The organism is Rhizobium sp. LARHSG275 (assembly GCF_052871115.1).
The window spans coordinates 136756-163581 of the sequence record NZ_JBIXJN010000004.1 but is presented as its reverse complement, the minus strand read 5'-3'; the positions used below and the strand labels follow the sequence as shown (position 1 = coordinate 163581).

Genomic DNA, 26826 nt, shown 5'->3' with positions numbered 1-26826 from the left:
AGGCAGAACAGGTCCCCAATTTATCGTTCGCGCAAAAGTGCCGACCCGGCACGGCGGCTACACCCCCGCGCAATGCATGGGTTTCCATGAGTTGCGGTTGCAATGTGGCGGGGTTACGGTTTGAACATGAGCTCGCCAGCCCCGAAATCGAGAAGAACAACGGTAGAAACGCCGACGATCCGCTGGCTTTGCCTGTCCGGCAGGAGCAGCTGATGATGAGCGTCTGGTCGCACCGTCCCCGACCCCTGCATCTGGGGCTTTTCATCGTCGCCTATGTGCTGGCATGCGGATTCGCGCAGTCGCTCGCAATTGTCCCTGGAACCGGCATTTCCATCTGGCCTGCGGCGGGGCTTTTCATCGCGACACTTGTCCTCGCCTCCCGCTACAGCTGGCCTTGGTGGGTACTGGGGGGCTGCCTGGCTGAATTGTTCAGCAATTACGTATGGTTCCACAGCCCCCTGCCTGCGGCCGTCCTGATCTACATCGGCAACGCTCTTGAAGCGGTGGCCGGAGCATGGCTCGTCAACCAGACTTTGAAGCGGCCAGTTCGGTTTGAAACCTTGCAGGACGTTTTGGCATTTGTGGTACTGGGCGCAGGGATCGCGCCCATCGTCAGCGCGACTGTGGGAAGTGCGACCCTGGCATGGTTTGGCATGCAATCGCAATCCTTCGCAACGGCTTGGCCTCTATGGTGGATCGGAGACGCCACCGGCGCCTTGATCGTAGCGCCGCTGGCGCTGGTTGTATTTCATAGCTGGCGCGGCAAGACCCAGCTCTCAGCCGCGCAATGGGTGGAAGCTGGCGTCCTGGGATTGATCTTTCTCGGCGTTGCCGCTCTTTCTCTGAGCGGCTACCTCCCCTTCGCATACATCATCATGCCGCCCCTTCTTTGGGCTGCCGTTCGCTTCGAGTTCAAAGGTGCTGCCGTATCCTTGGCTCTCCTCGCCCTGATCACGGCGCTGTTTACGATAACGGGGACCAGCCAGTTCGCCGGCGATCCCGAGTCCCAGAAGCACAAGCAGGTCATGCTGCAGCTTTTTCTGGCCATCTCGGCATTTTCGGCGCTCATCGTGGCCGCCATTTCCCGGCAGCACCAGTCGGCATTGCTCAATTTGCGCCAAAGCATAGAAACATTGCGGGAACGGGAGGAGGAGCTTTCGCATCTCGTGGATATGGTTCCGAGCCATGTGTGGCGCCTGACGCCCGATGGCGAGCCGACATTCTTCAATAGGCGGATGGTCGATTTCCTCGGCCTGGATGTGGTGGATTTCGATAAGCCGGGCATGAGTCGGCTGGAGGCGCTCCTGGACGCCACTGTTCATCCCGAGGATGCGGTGGGGTTCGGTGATGCCCTGCGGAGGTGTCTTCTCACGGGCGAGAACTTCGCCAGCCGCTATCGCTTGCGCCGCGCCGACGGAATTTATCGCTGGATGTCGAGCCGGGCCGAGCCAATGCGGGATCAGGCGGGGCGCATCGTCCAATGGTACGGCCTTTGCCACGACATCGACGATCAGGTCCATGCCGAGGAAGCTGTGCGTCGAAGCCAACAACAGCTTCAGCAGATCATAGACGCCGTGCCGGTCCGCATCTGGAGTGTAGAGCCTAACGGCGGGTCGTTCTATTTCAACAAGCGGTATCAGGACCATTTCCGCTCGGTTATCGCCGATTTCGACGCTCTCGGTGAACCGCGCATCGACGATCTGCTGCAGCAGCTGGTTCATCCCGAAGACGCTCCCGATATCCAGCGCACGCTCCGGAACTGCTTCGAAACCGGCGACGGCTGCGCGATGCGATTTCGCTGGCGCGAAAAGGATGACGTCTACCGCTGGGCGGAGTGCCGGGTGGAGCCTCGGCGCGACGAAAACGGAACGGTCGCGGAATGGTATGGCGTTTCTCTCGACATCGACGATGAGGTGCGCGCACTGGAGGCGTTGCGTAACCGAGAGCGCGAACTCTCGCAGCTCGTCGACATGGTCCCGGCTCAGATCAGGCGCCTGACGCCGGAAGGGGAGCCGGTCTTTTTCAACAAGCGCCTGATCGACTTTTTCGGTCTCGACGTAGGCGATATGGACAGGCCGGACATGAGCCGCCTCGCCTCGGTCATTCACACCCTCGTCCATCCCGATGACGCATCGAGGTTGCTGGAGACGGTTCACCATTCACTCGCCAGCGGCGATCCCTTCTCGATAAAATACCGCATGCGCCGTTTCGACGGTGCCTATCGCTGGGTCGACGGCCGCGCGGAACCGCTGCGGGATCAAGGCGGCGCAATCATGCAATGGTATGTGATCTCAGTCGACATCGACGACGAGATGCGCGCGCAGGAAGCGCTGCGCGACCGCGAGCGAGAGCTTTCGCAACTGGTGGATATGGTTCCCAGCCTGCTCTGGCGGCTCAACTCGGAAGGCACCCCGACCTTCTTCAACCAGCGCCTGATCGATTTTCTCGGTCTCGGCATCGCCGATATGGAAAAGCCCGGCTTGAGCCGGCTGGCAGCCCTCATCGAAGCCGCCGTCCATCCCGATGATGCCGCCAGCCTCGCCGAAGCGCTCAACCATTCCCTCGTCACCGGCGAGGGCTTTTCGAAGCAGTATCGCCTGCGGCGCGCCGACGGCGTCTACCGCTGGGTGAAAGGCAGCGCCGAACCGCTGCGGGATCAGAGCGGCCGTATCGTCCAATGGTATGGCCTGTCGCATGACATCGACGATCAACTACGCGTCGAGGAGGCGTTGCGGGAGAGAGAACGATCGCTCTCGCAGCTCGTTGAAACGCTGCCGGCAATGATCGATTGCGCAGCACCTGATGGGGAGCCGATCTATCGCAGCCAGCAACTGCGCGACTTCCTCGGTTATAATCTCGATGAGTTGGATGGAACAGGCAAAACCCGGCTGGACGGCACACTCGATGCCGGGGTTCATCCCGACGATGTGGCAGGGGTCAAAGAAAACTATGCCCATTCATTGTCCACTGGCGAGCCCTATGCGCGTAGGCACCGTCTGCGGCGCCATGATGGTGAATATCGCTGGGTCGAGACGCGCGCGGCACCGATGCGCAATGCCGAAGGCGTCATCGTCCAGTGGAATGTCATATGCCTCGATATCGACGGTGAAGTTCACGCGGAGGAAGATCTGCGTCGAGCGCGAGAGGGTCTTGCACGGGCGAGCCAGGTGGCGAGCCTGGCCGAGCTTTCGGCCTCCATCGCGCACGAGGTGAACCAGCCGCTTGCGGCCGTCGTGGCCAACTCACACGCCTGCCAGCGCTGGCTCATGGCCGAGCCGCCGAATATGGAGCGTGCACAGAGGACGGTCGAGCGCATCATCCGGGATGCCAACTCGGCGGCGGATGTCGTCAGCCGCATTCGCGCCTTGTTCAAACAATCCGTTGACAGGAGGATCCAGACGACGCTCTCCAGCATCATCGACGAAGCCCGCAACCTCATGGCTGACGAAACGTCGCGGCGTCGCGTTCGGATGGACGTGAACGTCGACGGCAACCTTCCGCTCATCGCAGTCGATCGCATCCAGATCCAGCAGGTTCTGATCAATCTGATCCGCAACGGCATTGAGGCGATGGAAGCCATTGCAGGAGATAAGTTGATCGAGATGCGCGTGCGCCACATCGGCAATGTTGTGCAGACCGAAATCAGCGATCGCGGCCACGGTATCGAGTTCCCCGAGAAGATGTTCGACCCTTTCTTCACGACAAAAGAAAATGGGATGGGCATGGGGCTGGCGATCTGCCGCTCGATCGTCGAGCAGCATGGTGGCCGATTGTGGGCCGAGAAGAACGAACCTCGCGGAGCCACGTTGATCTTCACATTGCCTATTGAAACGAAGGCGGTGCCATGACGGTTGACGACCATATCGTCTTCATCGTCGACGATGATGAACGTGTTCGGGAAGCGCTCGGCGAGCTGCTGGACTCGCACGGCATGCGCGCCATCGCCTTCGAATCGGCCGGCGACTATGTGAGAGCGGACAAGCCGGACGTGCCCGCCTGCCTCGTGCTGGATATCGAGCTGCCTGACATCAACGGTCTCGATCTGCAGAGGCAGATCGCCGACAGGGATCATCCGCCGATCGTCTTCATTACGGGACACGGCGACATTCCCTCCTCCGTGCGTGCGATCAAGCATGGCGCGGTGGATTTCCTGACCAAACCGTTCAGCGATGCGGATCTCATGGCGGCAATCCAGGCGGCGCTTGCTCAGGATCGGGAAAAGAGAGCCGAGCGCGCCGAGATCGACATGCTCAGACGGCACTATCTCGACCTGACGCCGCGCGAGCGCGAGGTGCTGCCACTCGTTGTCAGCGGCCTTCTCAACAAGCAGGCGGCAGCCGAATTGGGAATCAGCGAAGTAACGCTGCAAATCCACAGAAGAAATGTGATGCAGAAAATGGCGGCGGCGTCGCTCGCCGATCTGGTGCGGATCGCGGAGAGATTGGAAATACCAATAACCCACTCGCGCCGAGTGGGAGGGAATTGAACATGAACAAGACAAGACACGTCGTGGCAATCGTCGATGATGATCCAAGGTTGCTGGAATCGATGGGCGACCTTCTGGAATCTGCGGGTTATGTGGCCCGCAGCTTCTCGTCGGCGGGCTCGCTGCTCGTCAACGGGCTGTCGGACCTCGACCTGCTCATCACCGATATCGGAATGCCTGGCATCGATGGCTTCGAACTTCGTGACCTCGTGAGGAAGTCACGTCCGGAGCTGCCGGTGTTCCTGATCACCGGCCGCCACGAGATAGCCGATCAGGGACGCGCTCAAGGCGCGGGCGGATTTTTTCGCAAGCCCTTCGATGCCCAGGCCCTGCTGGCGGCCATCGCCAATGCTTTGCATAAATCGACAGATGGAGGGTGACATGAGAGTTGACCAGCCGTTGCAGCGGAGATCGGCGCCGTTATCACTGCAGTGCACTTATGAAGAGAACCAGCCGCTTGTCATTATCGTCGATGACGACGCATCGGTTCGCGAGGCGCTATCGGAGTTGATCCTGTCGGCGGGTTTCCAGTCGACCAGCTTTGCTTCGACCCGTGAATTGCTTGACGCCGATATCTTGGACAGCCCCGGCTGCCTGATCCTCGATGTGCGCATGCCGGGGGCAAGCGGCCTCCACCTGCAGCGTCATCTGGCCGAAAATGGCAATTCCAAGCCGATCATCTTCCTGACCGGACATGGCGACATCCCGATGACCGTCCAGGCGATGAAGGCCGGTGCCGTGGATTTTCTCACCAAACCGGTGCGGGACCAGACGCTGCTCGACGCCATCAGTGCAGCCATTGCGATGGATGCCGTACGACGGGCGGAAGCCGCGATCGCCAAGCGCAATATCGAGCGCTTGGAAACGCTGACGCAGCGTGAACGCGAAGTTCTGCATGAAGTGGCGCGCGGACGTCTGAACAAGCAGATCGCCTTCGACCTCGGCATCAGCGAAGTGACAGTCAAGCTGCATCGCAGCAATGTCATGCACAAGATGGAGGCGGCCTCTATCGGCGAACTGATCCGGGCCTGGGAAACACTGCCCGCACAAATGCGCCAGGTCGGCCCGCGCTAGCGCATAGGCGAAGGATGCCGGCCTCGAACATGATCTGCCGCCGCTGTCCATTTGATGCGCGCCGTATCCGATTCGCGCCGGAAAAGACGATGCGGCGCCGATAATGGGTTTCGGCCCCGCACCCATGCGTTATCTCTAAATTAAAGCTCGGGGATATGACCCGGCTTTGGTTCCCCAAAGGAGATCTCGCCTTGAACAATCAATCGTCAGCCGCGCCGTCCCCTGAATCCAACGCCTTCGACAACGAAGCAAACTTCTTGTCGGCCATGGGGAACGCCAAACGGCTTCACATTCTGCATCTGCTGGCCGAAGGAGAAATGTCCGTGGGCGTTCTGGCCGACGAGGTCGGATTGAGCCAATCTTCGACTTCCCAGCATTTGGCAATTCTTCGAGATCAGGAACTCGTGCAGCCGCGAAGGGCTGCCCAGACGATCTACTATTCACTTCAATCCGACGCGGCCAAGGCGATGCTCGATACGCTCGCTGACGTCTTCGGATGGCACCGTCGCACCCAAGGGGAACGCGTCCGAGCCGCAGGCGCCTGACGAAATGACGAACCGTTGCCCTTGCGGCTCATGATTGGCCTCCAATTCTGCCGAGCATGATCTTGTAGGCAACTCAGTATCGGCGCCGAGGCAACGAAGAGCAGCGCAGCGGGGAAGAACGCGGTTTCGAAGGAGATGATTGCGGCTTGAGCGTAAGCGCCAAGCTGGAAGTCGGGGCGTAATTCCAGGCCGGGATGCAGTTGCGCGGGAGTCTCGCGATCCTTCGCCCACATGCCCCCGATCGCATCGATCCCTGATGTACGTTTGATGTACGCCTCCTAGACCACGGTGTGATTACGCCTCCATTGCGAATGGAGATAATGAACCACATCAGGAACGGAACAGTCAGCACGAGACGGCCATGACTATGGTCGTAACGAACGGCCGGCGGACGGAGGCGATCATGGACGTATATGAGGCAGTCAAAAGTCGACGGTCGGTGCGCGGATTTAAAGACGAGCCTGTGCAGAGGGAGGTGCTTGAGCGTGTGCTGTCCGCCGCCGCTTGGTCGCCGTCAGGATCGAACATCCAGCCGTGGAACACCTACGTGATGACGGGCGCATCGCTGGCAGAACTCAAGACGTCCGCCGTCGAGCGCGTCGCCCATGGCGACCCCTGGGACAAGCGGCAGTACGAGATGTACCCGCACGAGCTGAAGCCCCCCTATGGGGAGCGCCGGTCCGCCTTCGGCAAGGAGCGCTACAGCGCGCTCGGCATTGCGCGCGAGGACTGGGAGGCGCGCCAGCGGGCAGCAATCGCCAACTGGAACTGTTTCGGCGCGCCCGCCGCCCTGTTCTGCTACATCGACCGTGACCTGGGGCTACCCCAATGGGCTGACGTCGGCATGTATCTGCAGACCGTCATGCTGTTGCTCCGCGCCGAAGGTCTGCACAGTTGCCCGCAGATGGCGTGGTCGCAGGTTCGCGAGACGGTCGCGGAGGTCCTGTCGCCCCCGGACGGGCTGATCCTCTTCTGCGGCATGTCGATCGGGTACGAGGATCCCAGGGTCAGTTACGCCCGTACAGGCCGCGCCCCGCTCGACGAGACGGTCACGTTCCTCGGCGATTAGTGACCTGCGATCAAAGGACAGGAAACCCCTTCTGTGATCCTAGCGTATGATACGTCCATTCTCATGCGAGATATTGGAGAACGCCATGACCACGCATAAAGTAGGCTATCTCATCGGCAGCCTCGCCAAGGGCTCGATCAACCGCAAGCTCGCCAACGCGTTGGTGCGGCTCGCCCCGCCGGAACTTGAAATGTCGGAGATATCCTTCAAGGACCTGCCGCTCTACAGCTACGACTATGACGCCGACTACCCTCCGGCTGGCAAGGCATTCAAAGCGGCAATCGCGGCTGTCGACGCGGTGCTGTTCGTCACGCCCGAATACAATCGATCCATACCCGGCGGGCTGAAAAACGCCATCGACTGGGCGAGCCGCCCCTACGGCACCAACTCGTTCACACGCAAGCCATCAGCGGTGATCGGCACGTCGCCGGGCGCGATAGGCACGGCAGTCGCCCAGCAGAATTTGCGCAGTGTGCTCAGTTTCTGCAACTCTCCCCAGATGAATGCCCCGGAAGCATACATCCAGTTCACAACGGGGCTGATCACCGATGACGGCGAGGTCACGAACGACCAAACCGCTGATTTCCTTCGCACTTACATGCAGGACTTCCATGTCTTCATCGCAAGGGTTCGCTCAGTGCTGCCGAAAGATGCCTAGAACAGGATGATTTTAGGCCGGTCGGCCTAAAATCCGAATCCTCCTAAATTAAATACTTAGAGCATGATGTCACCCGAAACCGCTCACACCTTTCGGCATCATGCTCTAGAAGCGTCGCCCTGCGGGCGCTGGCCGCGTCCATCCGAGCGGCCAGCGCCTGTTATGAAAGCGCGCAATGCCCTCAGGCGAAGGCGTAGGAGCCGTCGGGCCGCTTAGGCACGCGCCGCTGCCAATGGATGTAGCCTTCCTCTTCCATCGCCTTCTCGTCAATTTCGACGCCCCAGCCCGGCCGATCGGGACGCAATTCGAGATAACCGTCCTTCGGCAGATAGGGATCGACGACGTAGCGGGTTTCTCCCTGCCGCTTCTCGATATCGATGCCGCCATAGACGTAGGCCTGTCCCTTTGGCAGCCGGTATTCGAGGATGCGGAAATTTTGCACAGCGGCCGAAAAATGAACGTTGACCGCGGTGGCAAGCGGTCCCATCGGGTTATGCGGCGCCACACCGACGAAATAGGCTTCGGCGAGCGTGGCAATGCGGCGCATTTCACTGATGCCGCCGACAACACAGATATCCGGCTGGATGAGGTCGGCGCCCTTGACCTGTAGCAGGCGCAGGAACTCGTTTCTGTTATAGAGCGACTCACCTGTCGCCAGCACGCAATTGAGCCCCTGTTTCAGATCACCCCAGGCCTCGATGTTCTCGGGCCGCAGCGGTTCCTCGTAAAACAGCGGGTCGTAGGGGGCCAGCGCATTGCCGAGTTGCCTTGCGGCGATCGGCTCGAAGATCTTGGCGTGGGCGTCGAAGGCAATCTCGTATTCGTCATTGACCGTTTCGCGCAGCGAGCGGAAATAATCCGCCGAGGCTTTGACGACATTGCCCCAGCGATGTGCGTGCATGTCGAGCCGCCAGGGGCTGAGCTTGAAGGCGGTAAAACCCCACCCCTCCTTCAGACGATCGAACTCGTCGCGGGCCGCCGGCGCATCCGGTGCAGTGTATACTCCGGCATAGACCTTGATGCGGTCGCGTACTTCGCCGCCCAGCAGCTTGTAGACCGGGACGTTCGCCGCCTTGGCCGCAAGGTCCCACAGGCAGTGATCGAGCGCGGAGATCGCGGCAAGGCCAAGCGCGCCCGGCGGGAACCGGCTTTGCTGGATCAACAGATTGACGAGATAGTCGACGCGTGTCGGATCCTGGCCGGACAAAAATTCGTAGAGATAATCGAGCAGCGGCGGAAGCGCCTTGTCGGGGCCGTGATTGTAGCATTCGCCCCAGCCCGTCAGTCCGTCATCGGTGTCGAGTGCGACGATCACGCGGGGACGGTCCTTGTCGCGGGTCATGAAAACCCGCATGCGGTCGATCTTCATCTTTCTGTCCTTCTAGCGATTGAAATAGCTGCGGCGCGACTGGCGCGTCTGCACGTAGAGATGCTCGTTGTCGGTTCCGGGATTGTAGGCGCCGGCACTTTGCGGTACCGAGACATTGCCGCCGCTGGGGAAGCGCGCCACGAAGGCCTCGTCGATATCGCAGCCAAGTCCCGGGCCATTGGGAACGGCGATCAAGCCGTCGACCTGTTGCGGATGCGGCACGATCGTCTGGCGGCGGCCCTCCCAGTCATCGTCGAGGCGCTCGAGGATGAGGGCGTTCGGGATCGCCGCAAGCAGATGCAAAGCCGCATATTCCGCCACCGGCCCGAGCGAGCCCGAATGCGGCGCCATCTGGATATGATGCGCCTCGGCCATGGCCGCGATCTTCTTCATCTGGGTGATGCCGCCGGCCCGGCCCGTGTCCGGCTGGATCACGTCGACCAGTTCCTTCTCGATGAGCTCACGCTCGCCGAAGATGGTTGCCGAACGTTCGCCAGCGGCAAGCGGCACATGCGCTGCGTCGCGGATGCGCCGGTAGCCGTCGATATTCTCCGGCGCGATCGGATCTTCCACCCACATCAATTCATAGGGTTCGAGCGCCCGGACCAGCCGGCAGGCATCCGCCGGCGTCAGCCATGGCGGCCCATGCAGATCGATGGCGATGTCCACGTCGTCGCCGACGGCCTCACGCAGGGCGGCGACCTTGCGGACCGGATCGGCGACACCGCCGCATTTGATCGCCTTTATGCCGCGCTCTTTGAGGGCAAGCGCGTGCTCGGGTGTATTTGCATGCGAATAGATCGGGATCCGGTCGCGCACCTTGCCGCCGAGCAGCATCCAGACAGGCACGCCGAGCGCCTTGCCCTTGATGTCCCATAGCGCCATGTCGATCCCGGTCATAGCACCGCCGCCAACCGTCCCGAGCATGCCATGGCCCATCATGGCGATATGCATCTTCTGCCACAGCCGCTCGGTATGAGCCGGATCTTCGCCGATGAGGAGTGGGGCCAGATCATGGATCGCCGCCTCGACAACGCGCGGCCAGCCGGAGCATTCACCGATGCCGGTGATGCCCTCGTCGGTATCGATTTTCAGAAAGAGCCAGTTTCTGGTGCCACCGAAGTGCTTGGACGCGCCATCACCCGCACGTTGGTCGGAAGCCCATTTCGAGGGGTCTGGTTGACCGACACGCATGAGAAAAGTGCGGATCCCGGTGATTTTCATCGCAGAGAACTCCCATTCTTCAAAATGTCCGGCGCGACGTAGCGGAAACGCCGCGAATGATCGCGATCACGCGGATCGGGGCGCGGGATTGCCGATATCAGCGCCTGCGTATAGGCGTGCTCGGGCGTGCGGCAGACCTTCTCCGCATCGCCGATCTCGACGAGCTGGCCTTTGTACATCACCCCGACACGGTCGCACATGTAGCGGATAACGCCGATGTCATGACTGATGAAGATATAGGCGAGGCCGAGTTCGTCCTGCAGGCGCATCAGCAGATCGAGCACCTGCGAGCGCACGGAGACGTCGAGCGCCGAAGTTGCCTCATCGGCAACGATGACGCGCGGATTGAGAGTGATGGCGCGGGCAATGCCGATGCGTTGACGCTGGCCGCCGGAGAATGCGTGTGGATAGCGCTCGCGTGCCCTCGGGTCGAGACCAACCTGCTCCATAAGATGGCAAACCCGCTCTTCCAGCGCCCGCCCCTTTGCGACACCATTGACGAGCAGCGGCTCGCCGATGATCTGGGAGACGGTCATGCGCGGGTTGAGGGAGCCGAAAGGATCCTGAAACACCATACGCAATTCCCGCCGTGCGGCGGCGAGCGTCTGACCTTTTGCCGTTGCCAGATCAATGATGTCGCCGTCGGCACGGCGATAGAGGATTTCGCCTGACGTGGGATCGATCAGCCGCATGATCGAGCGGCCCATCGTCGTCTTGCCGGATCCGCTCTCGCCGACGATGCCGAGTGTTTCGCCCGGCAGAAGCGAAATGGAAACATCGTCCAGCGCTTTCACCTCGCCGAAATCCATCGATACATTGCGGAGTTCGAGGATCGGTGGCGCCGTCGTGTCGAGCGGCGGGCGCGCCAGCCGGATTTCGGCCTTCGCTTCCAGCTTCAGCACCGAGCCGATCAGCATCCGGGTATAGTCGTCTTTCGGCGCATGAAAGATCTGCTCGACCGGCGCATATTCCTTGGCGACGCCGTTGTGCATAACGAGCACATCGTCGGCGATCTGCGCCACGACGCCCATGTCATGCGTGATGAAGAGCACGGCCATGCCCTTGGCCTTCTGCAGCCGCGCGATCAGGTCGAGAATTTCGGCCTGAGTCGTCACGTCGAGGGCCGTGGTCGGCTCGTCAGCGATCAGCAGCTGCGGTTTGCAGGCGAGCGCCATGGCAATCATCGCGCGCTGGCGCATCCCGCCGGAATATTGAAAGGCATATCGGTCCAGCGCTTTATCAGGTGAGGGAATCTCGACCTGCTTGAGCAGCGATATGGCCTCAGCACGCGCCTCTGCCTTGTTCATCCTGGTGTGAAGGCGAAGCGCCTCGACGATCTGGTTGCCGACCGTGTGGATCGGTGACAGCGACGACATCGGCTCCTGGAAGATCATGGCGATGTCGCGTCCGCGGATCGCTCGGATCTGGCGCCCGCGCGGATTGAGGCTGGTCAGGTCGATCGAGCCGCCGTTCTGATCGTTCAGTGTGATCGATCCGCCGGATATGCGGCCGGGCGCGTCGACGATCTGCAGGATCGAACGCGCCGTCACCGATTTGCCGGATCCGCTTTCGCCGACGACACAGAGCGTCTTGCCCGGCTCGATCGAGAAAGACAGATCGCTGACCGCGCGAAAGACGCCGGTGCGCAGGGGGAACTCAACCGTCAGATTTTTCACCTGGAGCAGCGGCCTGCCGGCAATGGGAAGGATATCGGTCATGCCGGCCTCATTTGTTGTAAGGATCGGCCGCATCGCGCAGGCCGTCGCCGAGAAGGTTGAGCGCCATCACGGCGACCACGACGGCACAGCCCGGCATGAAGAGCCATGGCGCGGTAGCGATCGAGCGAATGTTCTGGGCCTCGCGCAGAAGCACGCCCCAGGAGATGGTCGGCGGCTGCAGACCGAGCCCCAGAAAGGAGAGAGAGGTTTCGGCAAGGATCATCGCCGGCACCGCAAGAGTGATCGACGCAATGATATGGCTGGCGAAACTCGGCAGCATGTGGCGAAAGATGATGCGTCTTTCGCGAACACCGTCGAGCCTGGCGGCAGCGACGAATTCCTCGGTGCGCAAAGACAGGAAGCGGCCGCGAACGACGCGGGCGAGCTGCGCCCAGCCGGTCAGCGACAGGATGATCGTGATCATCATATATTGCAGCGTCGCAGGCCAGTCCTGCGGCAGGGCCGCGGCCATTGCGAGCCAGATCGGGATCGTCGGCAGCGACAGCACGAAATCGATCACCCGCTGCAGGAAGAAATCGATGCGGCCGCCGTAATATCCCGAGATGCCGCCGAGCACGATGCCGAGCATGAGCGAGAAGAAGACACCGACGAGGCCGATCGACAACGAGATCTGCGAGCCCTGCACCGTTCGGCTGAAAACATCGCGCCCAAGCCTGTCGGCGCCGAACAGAAGCAGCGGCGTCGTCTTGTCGGGCGAGGCGATCAGATGGATGTTGGTCCTGAACAGGCCGAACACGGAATATTCATAGCCGCGCCCGAAGAACTGGACGTCGACACGTTTTGACGTGTCTTCCTTGAAGATGGCGGCCAGCGTTTCCGGATCGCGGGTCAGCTTCATCGGATAATAATGCGGGCCAAATGAGAACCCATTCTGCGTATCGATCAGATGCAATCTCTGCGGCGGGTGAAAAGTCGCCCGCGCATTTTGCAGATTCGGATCGTTGATGGCGAAGAAGCCGGGAAGCAGGGCGACGATATACATCAGCACGGTGACGACGAGCGCGACCATGGCCAGCCGATGCCGGCGGAAAGCCCACCAGATGAGCTGCCACTGCGATGCGACGGCGGCGCGATCCGGCGGAATGTTCGTAACGGTGATGTCGGCCATATCGGCTCCTATTCCAACCGGATGCGGGGATCGACCAGCGCAAGCAGGATATCGCTGATCAGAGAGCCTATCAGCGTCAGCGCGCAGATCAGCAGAACGAAGGCGCCGGCGAGATACATGTCCTGGGCCATCAGCGCCTGCAGCAACAAAGGAGCAGCCGTCGGCAGATTGAGGACGATGGCGACGACGACCGAGCCGGAGATCAGATTAGGCAGCAGCCAGGCAATCGTCGAGATGAACGGATTGAGCGCGATCATCAGAGGATATTTCACCAGCAGCCGGAACTCGGAGAGACCTTTTGCCCGTGCCGTGGTCACGTAAGGCTTCGGCAGCTCATCGAGCATGTTGGCGCGCATGACGCGGATGAGGCTCGCCGTCGAGGAGACGGCAAGAATGATGACGGGAAGCCAGAGATGCGAGAAAAGATCGCCCATCTTGGCGAAGCTCCAGGCCGCGTTCTCATATTCCGGCGAAAAGAGCCCGCCGACGTCCTGGCCGAATTCGACAGCCGCGACATACATCAGCACCAGCGCCAGCAGGAAGGACGGAACGGCCAAGCCGAAGAAGGTGAAGGCAGTGAAGAAATAGTCGCCGATCGAATATTTGCGCACGGCGGAAAAGACGCCGATCGGCAGCGCGATCGCCCAGGTGGCGATCAATGTCGACAGAGCCAGAACAAGCGTCAGCGCCATGCGTTCCCAGATCAGATCCGAGACCGGCTGCTGCCATTCGAAGGAAATGCCGAAATCGCCGCGCGAAAGTATACCCCATATCCATTTGAAATATTGGATCAACATCGGATCGCCGAGACCGAAGCGTTCGCGCAATTGCGCCGCCGTGTTCTGATCGACGATCTCGTTAGAGGCGGCCAGCGTCGCGATATAGGTGGTGACGTAATCGCCCGGCGGCAGCTGGATCAGCACGAAAGCGAGGAAGCTGACGGCAAAAAGCGATGGAATCATCCATAGCAGGCGTTTGGCGATGAAGACCAGCATGGGGCGCCTCTTGCATTGAACGCCGCCTTCCGGACCTTGTCGGCCGCCATGGCCGGCAAGGCATCTCGGAGGGCGAACTGAAAGAAGGCGCCGTACCGTCAGGCACGGCGCCGGAGGTGCAAATCAGCTCGTGAAGGTGAACTGCTGCGGCATTGCCGGCCCCGGATTGGGCCAGGACCAACTATCCGGCTGCTTTTCGGGAACATTGCGCAGATTGTTGCGGATGATGCCGAAGCCGCCGACGGCAAGGCAAAGCCCGACAGTCTCGAATTCTTCCGCCGCGATATCGAATATCTGCTTCATGATCGCACCGCGCTGGTCGAGATCGGCCGTCGAACGCGCCTCGTCGAACAGCTTCATACGCTTCTTCTGGCTTTCCGGCGGCTCTTCGCCGCGTGCACCGTTGGAAGTGTACCAAAGCGTCCACGGAATGGCGTAACGCGAGCCTTGCGGATGAAAGGCGAAGAAATCGCGCGGATCGAGCATCGGATCGAGGCCACCGGGGCCAGGCCATACCTGCGCATCATGGGCATTGTCGTCGCCGCGGGTGTAGTAGAGCGCCCGCTCGATCGTGTTGACCTTCATGTCGATGCCGATCTGCGCCCAGTGGGTCTTGACCAGTTCGAGCGCGTCGACGAGGTCGGGATAGAGCGTCGGAATGACGTCGATCGAGAAGAACACCTTCTGGCCGTCCGGCCGGAGGCGGAAACCATCGCCACCTTTCTTGTAGCCGGCCTCATCGAGCATCGCGCCTGCCTTGTCGGCGTCAAATTCGGTGAACTGGCGCGCGTATTTCTCATTGTACCACGGATGGGTCGGACGCGGCCCGGCCTGGTAGGGCTCGCTCTGGCCGAAATAGACGATATCGATGAGTTCCGGGCGGTTGATGCCGATCGAGAGCGCTTGCCTGAATGCCTTGTCGGCAAACATCTTGCGCATCGCCGGATCTTTGTGAGTGATGTTGAAGTAGATCTGGCACTGCTGCGAGGCCGAAGGCACGAGCGTCAGCAAGCGATAATCGCCTTTTTCCATGTTCTTCGACAGCGTCGGCTTGTTGGCAAGCACGCTGATATGGCGTTCCTGGATGTCGATCTTTCCCGAGATGACATTCAGCATCAGCGATTCCACATCCTGCGAAATGCCGAAGTTGATCTCATCGATGTAGGGAAGCTGATTGCCCTCGGTGTCGACCTGCCAGAAATATGGATTGCGGGTCATGACGACACGCGTCGCACCGCCGGCATAGGGTTCCTTGACCACCCATGGATCGAGCGTCGGCTTGTCGACATTGCCCCAGCGCGACGGGATCTCGATGTCACCGCAGCGGCTGCGGAATAGTTCCGTCCAGCTGGTGACGCCGGCTTTCTTCGCATCGGCCTCGATATTGGGGTTATATTTCGGCAGGAACTGGCTGCAGTAATGCTTCGGAAAGAGCGTCGGATGCTGACCGAGCGGCGTAGCGAGATTTTCCAGGTAAAGCGCGTTGGCCGCCGCAAAGGTGAACTTCACCGTATGATCGTCGATCTTCTCGACGGTGACCGGCTTGCCGGCGACGGCAAGCTGCGCCGGTGTCGAGCTGTAGAGTTCGGTGTTCTTGACGCAGTCTTCGATCGCAAAAACCACGTCGTCGGCGGTAAAGGGATGACCGTCCGACCAGCGCACGCCCTCGATCAGATGGAAGGTGAATTGCGTCGCGTCGTCGCTGACTTCCCAGCGCTCGGCAAGATTCGGCTCCACAGCGGTAAATTCGAGGTTCCAGCGCACGAGACTCTGGTTGCCGACCATGCGCAGGATGCCGTTGTGGTCGGATGAACCGCGAAGGCCGCGGCGTAGCGAGCCGCCATAGGTGCCGACTTTTTCGAACGGCTTGACGACCATCGGCTTCTTCGGCAGGCGCTCGGCGAGCGGCGGCAGTTTTCCGTCCTTCACAAGCTGTGCAAGTGCGGGTGCTTCGCCGCCTGCGGCGGCAGAGACGCGACCGGCAATGGACAAGGCTGCGACGCCCGCCATGCCACCAAGCACAGTGCGGCGGGTAACGCCGCGCGACAGAATTTCATTGGGCATCGAGTTCCTCCCTTTCTAAGCCGGTGCACCTTTTGAACCGGCTGATGCGGCAGGCTCCCGACCTGCCGCCCGCACCCTCCTCGGCGCTGGGACCGAACCATAGACACGTTCCCAAATGATTACAAGAGTTGACAGATAATTACAAATTTTGTAGCGATGCAGCAACAGAACCGGGTTCTCGCGCGCCAATAACAAGGCAAATACGCATCCAAGACAGAGATCTGTTAGAAGCTGTACACTTCCACGCAGACGTTCGGTCGGCAACTGCAAGAGCCCAAATCGTTCGGAGAAAAGCACCATAATGACATTCGCGGTCGATGCCGTTTCGAACAGGGGCGCAACGCGCTTCAGCGACATCATCTACGAGAAGATCGTGGGGATGATCGCCGACGGCAATTTTCCGGTGAACGAACGGCTGCCGTCGGAGACGAAGCTCGCCGCCGATTTCGGCGCTTCGAGACCCGTCGTGCGCGAAGCGCTCGAACGCCTGAGAGCCGACGGCCTGGTCGTTTCGCGCAAGGGCTCGGGCTCCTATGTCCGGCAAAGACCGGATTCGTCGATGCTGAAAATGGTGCCGGTCGGATCGCTCGCCGATGTCCAGCGGTTCTTTGAATTCCGCGCCGGGCTCGAGGCCGAGGCGGCGGAGCTTGCCGCGCGAAACTGGCAGCCGGCCGACAAGGAGAGGATTACGGCAGCGCTTCTTTCGATCGAGCAATGTCTGCGCAACGGAGAGCTCGGTGCCGAGGAGGATCAGGTTCTGCACGATGCCATCGCCATGGCGACCGGCAACCAGTTCCACATCACCGTTCGCGAATGGTTCAGGCCGCATTTCGCCATCGGGCATTCCGTCACGCGAAGCCTGAGCTTGAAACGGACGCTGGAGCAGATTCGCAGCGTCCAGGATGAGCATGCGGTGATCGTCGAGGCGATCTTCGCACGGCGGGAAACCGAAGCGCACGATGCGATGAAGAAACACATACTGAACGCCCGCGCCCGCATGTTTCAGGGGGTTGAGCGATAATGGAAGGAAGAATAATGAAACGGATCGCTGTGACGGGCGCTGCCGGCCGTGTCGGAACGCTGCTGCGCCCTCACCTTCACGCGCATTTCGAGCACGTCCACCTGATCGACCTGCAGGAACCGGCTGAGCTTGGCGAAAACGAGACTTTCGTAAGAGCAGACCTTACAAAGCTCGACGAGGCAACGGCGGCGCTGAAGGATGTCGACGGCGTCGTTCATCTCGCCGGCATCGCCAGCGGCATCGACATGAACGCCATTCTGCACGCGAATGTGCTTGGAACCTACAATCTCTACGAAGCGGCACGGATCAACAAGGTCCAGCGGGTCGTCTATGCTTCCAGCAACCATACCACCGGCTTCTATCCGCGCGGCGAAGTCATATCGCCGCTCGACCCGATGCGCCCCGACAGCCCGTATGGACTTTCCAAATGCTGGGGCGAACTGGTGGCGGGGCTCTACTACGACACGTCGGGCATTCGCTCCCTTTCCATCCGTATCGGCAATGCCGGCACCTATCCCAACAGCGAGCGATCGGTGGCAATCTGGATCAGCGCGCGGGATCTGGCGCAACTGGTGCGGATTGGGCTCACTCACCCACAGATCGCCGCAACAGTCGTCTACGGCGTTTCCGACACGGACACGCAATGGTGGGACAACGAGCTGGCGGCACGATTGGGCTACCAGCCGCAGGACCGGCCGCGCGATTACGCACTGATCGAAGAGGGATCCGAAGGTCCGGTCGCGCTGGCATTCCAGGGTGGCGGATTCTGTGAGATCAATCACGACGGCACCATCCGCATGCGCGACGCCGATGGCTTGGTCAAGAGCTTGGAGACGGTTGAATGACGGCGCCGCGGGTCATCCGCCCGGACGTCCGTTCCGTAATCCAGCAACCGCTGACGGTCGGTGAATCGCCGGTATGGGACGAGGAGACCGGCACTCTGTGGCTCGTCGATATTCTGGCGCCGGCGCTCGTCCGGCTTTCGCCTTCAGGTAAGATCGACCGCTTCGAGATGCCGGCCGCAATCGGCGCGCTCGGGCTCTGCCGCGATCACAGGATCGTCGTGGGGCTCCAAACGGGCGTCCATCTCTTCGATCCGGTTTCGGGAGATTTCGAGTTTGTGTCGGATCCAGTCGGGCGCCACATCAACTGCCGCCTCAATGACGGAAAGGTCGGCCCCGACGGGCACTTCTGGATCGGCTCGTTCAGCGAAGCCAAGCCGCAGACCGATGAGGCCGCCCTTTACCGCGTGGGCGCCGATGGCCGCACGCGGACCGTTGCAACCGGACTGACCAGCTCCAACGGTCTCGCCTGGTCGCCGGACGGCCGGCGGATGTATCACTCCGACAGCCGGCAATGCTTCCTGCAGGCGTTCGACTTCGATCCTGATACGGGCGAGCTCGGCGATGGGCGCCGGCTTCGCAGCTTCACGGAAGACGAGGGTCGGCCCGACGGCGCGACAACCGATCGTGACGGGTTCTACTGGAGTGCCGGCGTTTCCGCCGGTCGCCTCAACCGGATTTCGCCCGAAGGCGACATCGTCGAAATCTACATTCTGCCGGTTCCCGCACCGACGATGCCGTGTTTCGGAGGGCCGGATCTGCGCACCCTCTACGTCACGAGCCTGTCGACGGACCGCACCGGACATTTCGAGGCAGGCACTGTCATTGCCTTCGATGTGAATGCGGAGGGCTTGGCGCCCTACCACTTCGGATAACGACCATTAGGATGGAAAGCGAACGGGGAAGAAAAAATGAGCATCGCGATCATGCGCAAGGCGCTTACGGGCGTTTCGGGTGTTCCCGTCACGGCCTATGACGGGAGAGGCGAAGTCGAACCTCGGATTACGGCGAAAGTCTATGAGCGGGTGGCGGCAGCGGGTATTCACAACATCGTCGCTGCCGGCAATACCGGGGAATTCTATGCGCTCACGCCGCAGGAAATCAGGATCGTCCATGAGGCGGCGGTTTCAGGCGTCGACGGCAAGGCGCCGGTGACGGCCGCAATCGGCCGGTCGCTGCGAGAGGCGATCGGCATGGCGAAAGATGCGGCGGTGATCGGCGCATCCGCCGTCATGTCGCATCAGCCCGTCGATCCCTTCGCAGCACCTGCGGCCCAGATCGACTATTTCTGCAATCTTGCGGATGTTTCCGCCCTGCCGCTCATCGCCTATGTCAGGGCCGATGGTTTCGCCGTCGCCGATATCGTCCGCCTCGCAAATCACGGCAATGTTGCCGGCATCAAATTCGCCACGACCGATCTGATGTTGTTGTCGAGAGCGATCCCGGCGGCGAGCCCCGGCGGCGCGCTGTTCGTCTGCGGCCTGGCGGAGAGCTGGGCGCCGACATTTACCGCAGCCGGCGCCCGCGGCTTCACGTCCGGCCTCGTCAATGTCGCGCCGAAGCTCTCGCTTGCGGTCCACGCTGCGCTTGAAAAAGGCGATTTTGCCGCCGCCAGGGCGATCGTCAACAAGCTCGAGCCATTCGAGCGGATGCGGACCAAATTCCGCAATGGCGCGAACGTGACCGTCGTCAAGGAAGCCGTCACCTATTCCGGTCTCGATGTCGGTCCCGTGCGTGTGCCGGGATTGCCGCAGCTCGACCAGCATGACCGCGAGGAGCTTCATCGGCTCCTTCAAGGCTGGGAGGCCGAAGGCGACATTCAAACTCATTCAGACCAACCGGTCGTCAAGGCGGCCGGCTGATTTCGACACTATCCACAAACAACAGGATTGGGAGGTCTTGAGATGCTGAGACAAGTACTGACAACGATCGCAATTGCCGGCGCCCTGACGACGGCGCAGCCCAGCTTCGCGGCGTCGCCGCCCAACATGCTGGTGATCGGCACCAATCTCACCGGCATAAGGACGCTCGATCCGGCCCAGAACAATGCCCGCACGGTATCCGAGCTGATCTCTAACCTCTACGACAACCTCGTGCAGCTGTCGCCGGACGATCTTAAAACGCTGAAGCCGATGCTCGCGACGCAATGGAGCGTCTCGGCGGATGGCAAGATCATCACGCTGACATTACGCGACGACGCGGTCTTCCAGAGCGGCAACAAGGTGACCGCCGAGGATGCAGCCTGGTCGATCCAGCGCGTCATCAAGATGGGACAGGTCGGCTCCACCGACATCGCACTGTGGGGCTTCACGCCTGAAAACGTCGAAAAGCTCGTTCGCGCAAAAGACGAACACACGCTCGAGATCGAGCTGCCGCAGTCGGTCAATACCGATCTGGTGCTCTATTCGCTGGCGGGCTCGTCGATCGGCATCGTCGACAAAAAGACGGTGCTGTCGCACGAGGCGAACGGCGATTTCGGCGGTGCCTGGCTATCCGCCAATTCGGCCGGCAGCGGCCCATTTAGTCTGGCACAGTGGCGGCCGAACGATGTCGCGATCTTCAATGCGCAGCCGAAATATTGGGACGGCAAGCCGGCCATGGCGCGCGTCGTCGCTCGTCATATCCCTGAATCCGGCAATCTCCGGCTTCAACTCGAAGCCGGCGACGTCGATGTCGGCCAGTATGTGGCAAGCGGCGACCTCGATGCGCTCGCCAGCAAGAAGGACATGGTCATCGAGAATGTCCCGGGTCTGGGCTTCTACTATATCGCCCTCAATCAGAAAGACCCGGATCTGCAGAAGCCGAAGGTTCGCGAGGCCTTCCAGCATGCCTTCGACTGGAAAGCGATCTCCGGCAACATCATGCGCTATACGGGCTTTCCCTGGCAGTCGATGATCCCGCGCGGCATGATCGGCGCCCCTGAGGAAGCTGCCTCGCACTACGATTACGATCCCGCCAAGGCCAAGCAGTTGCTGGCGGAGGCCGGATATCCCAATGGGCTGAAGAAGGTGCTCAATCCGTCGGGAGCCCCGACCCTGCCCTTCGCCGAAGCGCTGCAGGCGAGTGCCCGCGCTGCCGGCATCGATCTCGATCTCGTGCCCGGCGAGTTCACGCCCGCCTTCCGCGAGCGCAAATTCGAAGTGCTGCTCGGCAATTCCGGCGCGCGCCTGCCCGATCCCTTCGCGGTCGCCACGCAATATGCCTTCAACCCCGACAATAGCGACGAGGCACGCCTCGGCAGCTATTACCTCTGGCGCACGGGCATGAAGGTGGACGAGCTCAACACGCTCATCGACCAATCGATGAAGGAGCGCGACACGGAAAAGCGTACCGACATCTTCAAGAAGATGGACGGCATCTATGCCGGCATGGCCTCCCCGCTGGTCATCTTCTTCCAGCGAACCGACCCCTATGTCATGCGCGCCAACGTCAAGGGCTATCACGGGCATACGACATGGTCGACGCGCTGGCACGACGTGACCAAGGAGTAGAACGCGTGGCAAGCGCCGATACGACATCGAAGGAGGAGAGCAGCCGGCACTCCCCGGCGGGCGGGTTCGCCGAGGCGGCCCCGCACCCGGCACTGAGCCTGCTGCGGCGCCTGGCGGGACGCGTCGTAGCCGTCGTGACGACGCTGCTCGGCCTGCTCTTCCTGACCTTCTCGATGGGCCGCCTGCTGCCTGCCGACCCGGTGCTCGCCATCACCGGGGCGGAAGTCAGCAAGGAGGTTTACGATCGCGTCTATAACGAGCTGGGTCTTGGGCAGCCGATCTGGATGCAGTTCCTCTCCTACGTCGGCAAGATCGCCACAGGCGATCTCGGCATGTCGGCGACGACGGGCCAGCCGATCCTCACCGATCTGATGACGATCTTTCCCGCGACGATCGAACTTGCGATCATCGCCATGATCATCGGTGCGATCGTCGGCATTCCTTTAGGGATCACTGCTGCGGTCAGGCGCGGGACCATTATCGACCACGTCGCGCGGATCGTCGCCCTTGCCGGCCACTCCATCCCGATTTTCTGGACCGGACTGATGGCGCTCTTCGTCTTTTATGCGAAGCTGAAGCTCGTCGGCGCCTCGGGCCGGATCGATGTCTTCTATGAAGGCCTCGTCACGCCGATGACGGGCTTCCTCCTGATCGACGCGGCGATAGAGCGCCAATGGGACGTGTTTTACAACGCCCTTGGCCACATCATCCTGCCGGCGGCAATCCTCGGCTACTATTCCGTCGCCTATATCAGCCGCATGTCGCGGAGCTTCATGCTGGAGCAGCTCAGCCAGGAATACATCATCACCGCCCGGGCCAAGGGGCTTGGCACCCGCAAGGTGGTGTGGCGCCATGCATTCAAGAACATCCGCGTGCAGCTTTTAACGATCATGGCGCTGACGTTCGGCGGGCTCCTCGAAGGCGCGGTGCTGATCGAGACCGTCTTCGGGTGGCCGGGGCTCGGCCAGTACCTGACCCGGGGGCTGCAGATGAACGACATGAACGTGGTCATGGGTTCCGTCCTGACGATTGGTGCCGTCTTCCTGACGATCAACATCCTGTCGGACTTCCTTTATCGCATTCTTGATCCGAGGACACGATGACGCCATGACGATCTCCTCTGAGCACGCGGACAGCACTAACACTGGCGGCCTTCGCAACTGGCTGCTCGCGCAGGAACCGCGAGGCTGGTTTCAGTCGTCGGTGCAGCAAATTCATCAGGGCTGGCGGAAATTCAGCCTGCACCCGCTTGGCCTGGCGGGACTTGCCATCATCGTAGTGCTGATCGTCGTGGCGCTGGCCGCACCCCTGCTGACGAGCTACGATCCGATCGTTCAGGACATGGCCGGGCGGCTTGCCGCGCCATCGGCCAGCCATTGGCTCGGCACCGACAATTTCGGCCGCGACGTCTTCTCCCGGGTGATCTACGGCGCCCGCACCACGCTCTACATCATCATGCTTGTCACGGTCATCGTCGCCCCGCTCGGCCTGTTGATCGGCACCGTCTCAGGCTATTTCGGTGGCATCGTCGATGAAGTCCTGATGCGCGTCACCGACATTTTCCTTTCCTTTCCCGGCCTCGTCCTCGCGCTTGGTTTTGCCGCAGCGCTCGGTCCAGGCATCACCAATGCGATCATCGCGATTTCACTGACGGCCTGGCCGCCGATCGCGCGTCTTGCGCGCGCCGAGACGCTCAGCCTTCGCAAGGCGGATTACATCGCCGCCGTACGCCTGCAGGGCGCGACGTCAATTGCGATCATCACCCGTCACATCCTGCCGATGTGCATTCCCTCGGTGATCGTCCGCGTCACCCTCAATATGGCCGGCATCATCATCACCGCCGCCGGCCTCGGCTTCCTCGGCCTCGGCGCGCAGCCGCCATGGCCGGAATGGGGTTCGATGGCCGCCAGCGGACGTGAATTCATGCTCGACAGCCCCTGGGTCATCGCGGCACCCGGTATTGCCATTGCGCTGGTCAGCCTCGCCTTCAACCTTGTCGGTGATGCGCTTCGCGATGTTCTCGATCCCCGAGGTTCGGAATGACTGACCTGATCGATATTCAGAACCTCGAAATCGCCTTCGGCGGCGGACAGGTGCGAGCCGTTCGCGGCGTCAGCTTTTCGCTTGGACAGGAAAAGCTCGGGATCGTCGGTGAATCCGGATCGGGAAAGTCGACCGTCGGCCGCGCGATCATGAAGCTGCTGCCACCGACCGCGATCGTCAATGCCGAGCGGATGCGCTTTTGCGACGTCGACCTGCTCAAGGCGAATGAAAAAACGATGATGACGATCAGGGGACGGCGGATCGGCCTGATCCTGCAGGATCCGAAATATTCGCTCAATCCCGTCATGCGGATCGGCGAACAGATTGCCGAGACCTACCGCTTCCATCATCCGAGGACGAGCAGGGCAAAGACCTGGCAGCAGGCTCTCGATATGCTCGAGGCCGTTCAGATCCGCGATCCGGAGCGTGTGGCCCGCCTTTATCCGCACGAAATCTCGGGGGGCATGGGTCAACGGGCGATGATCGCCATGATGCTGATTGCCGAACCCGAAGTGCTGATCGCCGACGAACCGACGTCAGCACTCGATGTGACGGTGAGACTCGAGATCCTGGCCCTGCTCGACGAGCTCGTCTTGCGCCGCAATCTCGGGCTGATCTTCATCAGTCACGATCTCAATCTCATCAGGAATTTCTGCGATCGCGTCCTCATCATGTATGCGGGGCGGGTCGTGGAAGTGCTCGAAGCGCGCGATCTCGACAAGGCCAGACATCCCTATACGCAAGGGCTTTTGGCATCCCTGCCGACGATCGAGGATCCACCCGCCCGACTGCCGATCCTGAAGCGGGATCCCGCCTGGCTCGACGAACCCGCATTGGAGCCGCCACGGTGATCAAAATCGACAATCTCTCCATCCGTTTCGGCCATGGCCAGCGGCCCGTCGTCAGAGATGTAAGTCTTTCCATCGAGAAGGGAACTGCTTTCGGCCTGGTCGGCGAATCCGGCTGCGGAAAGTCCACCGTTCTAAGAGCGCTCTCCGGTCTCAACTCCAATTATGACGGCCGGATCGAGCTCCACGGAGAGACGCTGGACCGACAGCGCAGCCGGCCGTTCTTTCGCCGGGTGCAGATGGTGTTCCAGGACCCTTATGGATCGCTCCATCCCCGCAAGACCATCCGCTCGCAGCTAAAGGAACCGCTGCGCAACCAGGGCCTGGATACGAATTCCGTCGACGTGAACGCCGTCCTGAGATCAGTCGGCCTCGACCCGGCGCTGAGCTACAGATTTCCGCACCAGCTCTCCGGCGGGCAGCGGCAGCGCGTGGCAATCGCCCGTGCCTTGATGCTGGATCCGGACGTTCTGCTTCTCGACGAACCGACATCGGCGCTCGATGTGTCCGTTCAGGCCGAAATCCTCAATCTCCTCCAGGATCTGCGAACCAATCGCGGCCTGACCTATCTGATCGTCAGCCATGATCTCGCCGTCGTCTCGCACATGTGCAGCCGCGTCGCCATCATGGAAGCGGGCGAGATCGTCGAACAGGTCGATGTCGGCGCCTTGCGAAGAGGTGCGGTCGAACATCCTTATTCGCAACGCTTGCTGCGGGCGAGCCGGATGTATGGAAAGGCGTAATTCCGAATCTGGCCTTATTCGCTCGATCTAGAGTACAGGCCAAGGTCGCCTATCACAGCAAATTCGCAACGTTGATAGAACTCCGACAGCGCCCCTCCTCGCTTCGAGATCAGCCACAAGCTGCTACATCCTTCAGCTGTGGCTGTTTCGAACATTGCAGAAAGTAGAGCGGTCCCAATTCCCTTACCCTGTGCATCGGGCTGCACTGAAAGCTCGTCCAGATAAATGACCGGGCCGGTATGGCGCCGCTGTCGTATCCCGAGCGCAATGCCGAGCACCTTGCTTCCGTCAACTGCCGCAAGTGCAATTGACCTAGGAGTTTCAAGCACATAGGTCACATTTTCTGCAGCCGCTTCAAGGGACCAGCTCTCATTCCACGGAGGCAGGGCATAGGCATTTACCAATACGACGGCCGCACCGCTAATGTGTTTTTCAACCAGACGCTCGATCCGAAATGACATAAACTCGCCTCACGCCACGTCAGGTGACATTCGCCGAAGGCTATTGGTTTCGCAATGGTAAGTTGCCTGCATCCGCAGGTTTTTCGCCGAGCTTGTCCCTGAAAAGGGTAAAGATCGCTGCTCGCCAAGCAGGTCCGGGCCAGTCCGCCCGGCTGAGCCCAGCATTGAAAATGCCTTTTTCCACCCGCGCGAAGCCGCAAGATCCCAGGCGGGGCTGAACGAATGAACTCTACCGAGCGCAGGCAGCATCTTTTCTTTTCGGCAAACCGCAGCATTGGCAGGCTGATCCTGTTGAAAACGCGTGCGCTGCGGCGAGCGAATACGTCCCATACGGAACCAATTCACCGCCGAGCGGTTATATGACACCCTCCTCCTCGATCAGACGAGCGTCGTTATGCGGATGTTACGCGGTCCGAAAGTTACTCAGCTGATGAAGGTCCTTGCATGTGCCATCGCCGTTGCGACGGCGTCGATAGTTATGGCCTGCGACGCCAAGGCCGACGAGTCCGCGTTCCTGAAGACACTGGCGGGAAATTGGAGCGGTAAGGGTACGGTGAAAGTGCGGACAAATGCACCCACCATGACAGTCACTTGCCATTTCAAGTCGGATGCGAATGCAAGCTCCCTTGCACTCAATGGGCGCTGCACCAGTCTCGTGCTTTTTTCCCGTGTCATCAGCGCTAACCTCAAGGCTAGCGGTGACACCTACACCGGCTCCTACGTGGGCGCGGGCACTGGCACCGCGGGTCTTGGCGGAAAACGCGCTGGCAATGCCATAAGCCTCGCGATCAGATGGGCGAAAGAAGTCAATGGCGATCGACTTGCGCAGATGACGATCGAAAAAACCGGGGCATCGGGCATGCGCCTCACAACCGTCGATACCGACCCCGCGACAGGTCGATCGGTTGTTACGAGCCGCATTGAGCTACGTCGGAGCTGATATCTTTTTGCGTTCAAAAAGCCACCAGTGTGCTAAAGGGTTGATAGAGAAGCCCCGAAGCTATAGTTTCGCCTTCGCAAATCGCTGAACGACACAAGGAAATAGT

24 protein-coding genes are annotated in these 26826 nt (G+C 60.9%); 17 read left to right on the top strand and 7 right to left on the bottom strand.

Features of this window, described 5'->3' with window-relative positions:
• Window positions 1-212 precede the first annotated feature (212 nt).
• The 7 genes from ACIPSK_RS06340 to ACIPSK_RS06310 all read left to right on the top strand — a co-directional run bounded on the left by ACIPSK_RS06340 (window position 213) and on the right by ACIPSK_RS06310 (window position 7832).
• Complete coding sequence (locus ACIPSK_RS06340; RefSeq protein WP_162116383.1) at window positions 213-3848, top strand: PAS domain-containing protein; 3636 nt, start codon at window positions 213-215, stop codon at window positions 3846-3848.
• A complete protein-coding gene (locus ACIPSK_RS06335) occupies window positions 3845-4486 on the top strand; it encodes a response regulator transcription factor (protein ID WP_162116382.1) in 642 nt (213 codons plus the stop codon). Before ACIPSK_RS06340 ends, ACIPSK_RS06335 begins: the two co-directional genes overlap by 4 nt.
• A gap of 2 nt (window positions 4487-4488) precedes the next feature.
• Window positions 4489-4866 carry a response regulator gene (locus tag ACIPSK_RS06330; protein ID WP_162116410.1) on the top strand — a complete coding sequence of 126 codons (378 nt, stop codon included), beginning with the start codon at window positions 4489-4491 and terminating at the stop codon, window positions 4864-4866.
• 1 nt (window position 4867) lies between these two features.
• Complete coding sequence (locus ACIPSK_RS06325) at window positions 4868-5560, top strand: response regulator transcription factor (protein ID WP_446532693.1); 693 nt, start codon at window positions 4868-4870, stop codon at window positions 5558-5560.
• 191 nt (window positions 5561-5751) lie between these two features.
• Window positions 5752-6105, top strand: coding sequence for an ArsR/SmtB family transcription factor (locus tag ACIPSK_RS06320; RefSeq protein WP_162116409.1), 354 nt, complete (start codon window positions 5752-5754; stop codon window positions 6103-6105).
• Window positions 6106-6508: 403 nt separating this feature from the next.
• Complete coding sequence (locus ACIPSK_RS06315) at window positions 6509-7174, top strand: nitroreductase (protein ID WP_162116408.1); 666 nt, start codon at window positions 6509-6511, stop codon at window positions 7172-7174.
• An 85-nt stretch (window positions 7175-7259) separates the two neighbouring features.
• Window positions 7260-7832, top strand: a complete 573-nt coding sequence (locus tag ACIPSK_RS06310) for an NADPH-dependent FMN reductase (protein WP_162116380.1) — start codon at window positions 7260-7262, stop codon at window positions 7830-7832.
• 181 nt (window positions 7833-8013) lie between these two features.
• On the opposite strand, the gene ACIPSK_RS06305 is transcribed toward ACIPSK_RS06310, so the two are convergent.
• From ACIPSK_RS06305 to ACIPSK_RS06280, 6 genes are all read right to left on the bottom strand, one after another.
• Window positions 8014-9201, bottom strand: coding sequence for a galactarate dehydratase (locus tag ACIPSK_RS06305; RefSeq protein ID WP_162116379.1), 1188 nt, complete (start codon window positions 9199-9201; stop codon window positions 8014-8016).
• Window positions 9202-9213: 12 nt separating this feature from the next.
• Window positions 9214-10425 (bottom strand): mandelate racemase/muconate lactonizing enzyme family protein, encoded by a 1212-nt coding sequence (locus ACIPSK_RS06300; RefSeq protein ID WP_446532692.1) that lies wholly within the window; start codon window positions 10423-10425, stop codon window positions 9214-9216.
• The gene (locus ACIPSK_RS06295; protein WP_162116377.1) at window positions 10422-12143 is read right to left on the bottom strand and encodes an ABC transporter ATP-binding protein; all 1722 of its coding nucleotides are present in this window, start codon (window positions 12141-12143) and stop codon (window positions 10422-10424) included. Before ACIPSK_RS06295 ends, ACIPSK_RS06300 begins: the two co-directional genes overlap by 4 nt.
• A gap of 7 nt (window positions 12144-12150) precedes the next feature.
• A complete protein-coding gene (locus tag ACIPSK_RS06290) occupies window positions 12151-13272 on the bottom strand; it encodes an ABC transporter permease (RefSeq protein ID WP_446532691.1) in 1122 nt (373 codons plus the stop codon).
• An 8-nt stretch (window positions 13273-13280) separates the two neighbouring features.
• Complete coding sequence (locus tag ACIPSK_RS06285; RefSeq protein WP_017967396.1) at window positions 13281-14267, bottom strand: ABC transporter permease; 987 nt, start codon at window positions 14265-14267, stop codon at window positions 13281-13283.
• 123 nt (window positions 14268-14390) lie between these two features.
• Entirely contained in the window at window positions 14391-16331 is a 1941-nt protein-coding gene (locus tag ACIPSK_RS06280) for an ABC transporter substrate-binding protein (protein ID WP_017967397.1), read from the bottom strand.
• Window positions 16332-16632: 301 nt separating this feature from the next.
• Here ACIPSK_RS06280 and ACIPSK_RS06275 point away from each other — a divergent pair, with 301 nt between their 5' ends.
• Genes ACIPSK_RS06275 through ACIPSK_RS06235 form a run of 9 tightly spaced genes read left to right on the top strand, consistent with a single transcriptional unit; the run spans window position 16633 to window position 25319 of the window.
• Window positions 16633-17352, top strand: a complete 720-nt coding sequence (locus ACIPSK_RS06275) for a FadR/GntR family transcriptional regulator (RefSeq protein ID WP_017967398.1) — start codon at window positions 16633-16635, stop codon at window positions 17350-17352.
• A 14-nt stretch (window positions 17353-17366) separates the two neighbouring features.
• Complete coding sequence (locus ACIPSK_RS06270) at window positions 17367-18197, top strand: NAD-dependent epimerase/dehydratase family protein (RefSeq protein WP_162116375.1); 831 nt, start codon at window positions 17367-17369, stop codon at window positions 18195-18197.
• The gene (locus ACIPSK_RS06265; RefSeq protein ID WP_162116374.1) at window positions 18194-19069 is read left to right on the top strand and encodes an SMP-30/gluconolactonase/LRE family protein; all 876 of its coding nucleotides are present in this window, start codon (window positions 18194-18196) and stop codon (window positions 19067-19069) included. Before ACIPSK_RS06270 ends, ACIPSK_RS06265 begins: the two co-directional genes overlap by 4 nt.
• 36 nt (window positions 19070-19105) lie before the next feature.
• A complete protein-coding gene (locus ACIPSK_RS06260) occupies window positions 19106-20056 on the top strand; it encodes a dihydrodipicolinate synthase family protein (RefSeq protein WP_446532690.1) in 951 nt (316 codons plus the stop codon).
• Between the two features lie 42 nt (window positions 20057-20098).
• Window positions 20099-21685, top strand: a complete 1587-nt coding sequence (locus ACIPSK_RS06255; protein WP_162116372.1) for an ABC transporter substrate-binding protein — start codon at window positions 20099-20101, stop codon at window positions 21683-21685.
• A 5-nt stretch (window positions 21686-21690) separates the two neighbouring features.
• Window positions 21691-22788, top strand: a complete 1098-nt coding sequence (locus ACIPSK_RS06250; RefSeq protein ID WP_446532689.1) for an ABC transporter permease — start codon at window positions 21691-21693, stop codon at window positions 22786-22788.
• 4 nt (window positions 22789-22792) lie between these two features.
• A complete protein-coding gene (locus tag ACIPSK_RS06245; RefSeq protein ID WP_446532688.1) occupies window positions 22793-23728 on the top strand; it encodes an ABC transporter permease in 936 nt (311 codons plus the stop codon).
• Window positions 23725-24579: an ABC transporter ATP-binding protein gene (locus tag ACIPSK_RS06240; protein ID WP_162116369.1), complete on the top strand. Its 855-nt coding sequence runs from the start codon at window positions 23725-23727 to the stop codon at window positions 24577-24579. The genes ACIPSK_RS06245 and ACIPSK_RS06240 overlap by 4 nt, the downstream gene beginning before the upstream one ends.
• Window positions 24576-25319 (top strand): ABC transporter ATP-binding protein, encoded by a 744-nt coding sequence (locus ACIPSK_RS06235; RefSeq protein WP_446532687.1) that lies wholly within the window; start codon window positions 24576-24578, stop codon window positions 25317-25319. The genes ACIPSK_RS06240 and ACIPSK_RS06235 overlap by 4 nt, the downstream gene beginning before the upstream one ends.
• Before the next feature lie 14 nt (window positions 25320-25333).
• Here the strand turns inward: ACIPSK_RS06235 and ACIPSK_RS06230 are convergent, their stop codons facing one another.
• Window positions 25334-25780 carry a GNAT family N-acetyltransferase gene (locus tag ACIPSK_RS06230; protein ID WP_170259676.1) on the bottom strand — a complete coding sequence of 149 codons (447 nt, stop codon included), beginning with the start codon at window positions 25778-25780 and terminating at the stop codon, window positions 25334-25336.
• 319 nt (window positions 25781-26099) lie between these two features.
• Here ACIPSK_RS06230 and ACIPSK_RS06225 point away from each other — a divergent pair, with 319 nt between their 5' ends.
• Complete coding sequence (locus ACIPSK_RS06225) at window positions 26100-26720, top strand: hypothetical protein (RefSeq protein ID WP_446532734.1); 621 nt, start codon at window positions 26100-26102, stop codon at window positions 26718-26720.
• Window positions 26721-26826 lie beyond the last annotated feature (106 nt).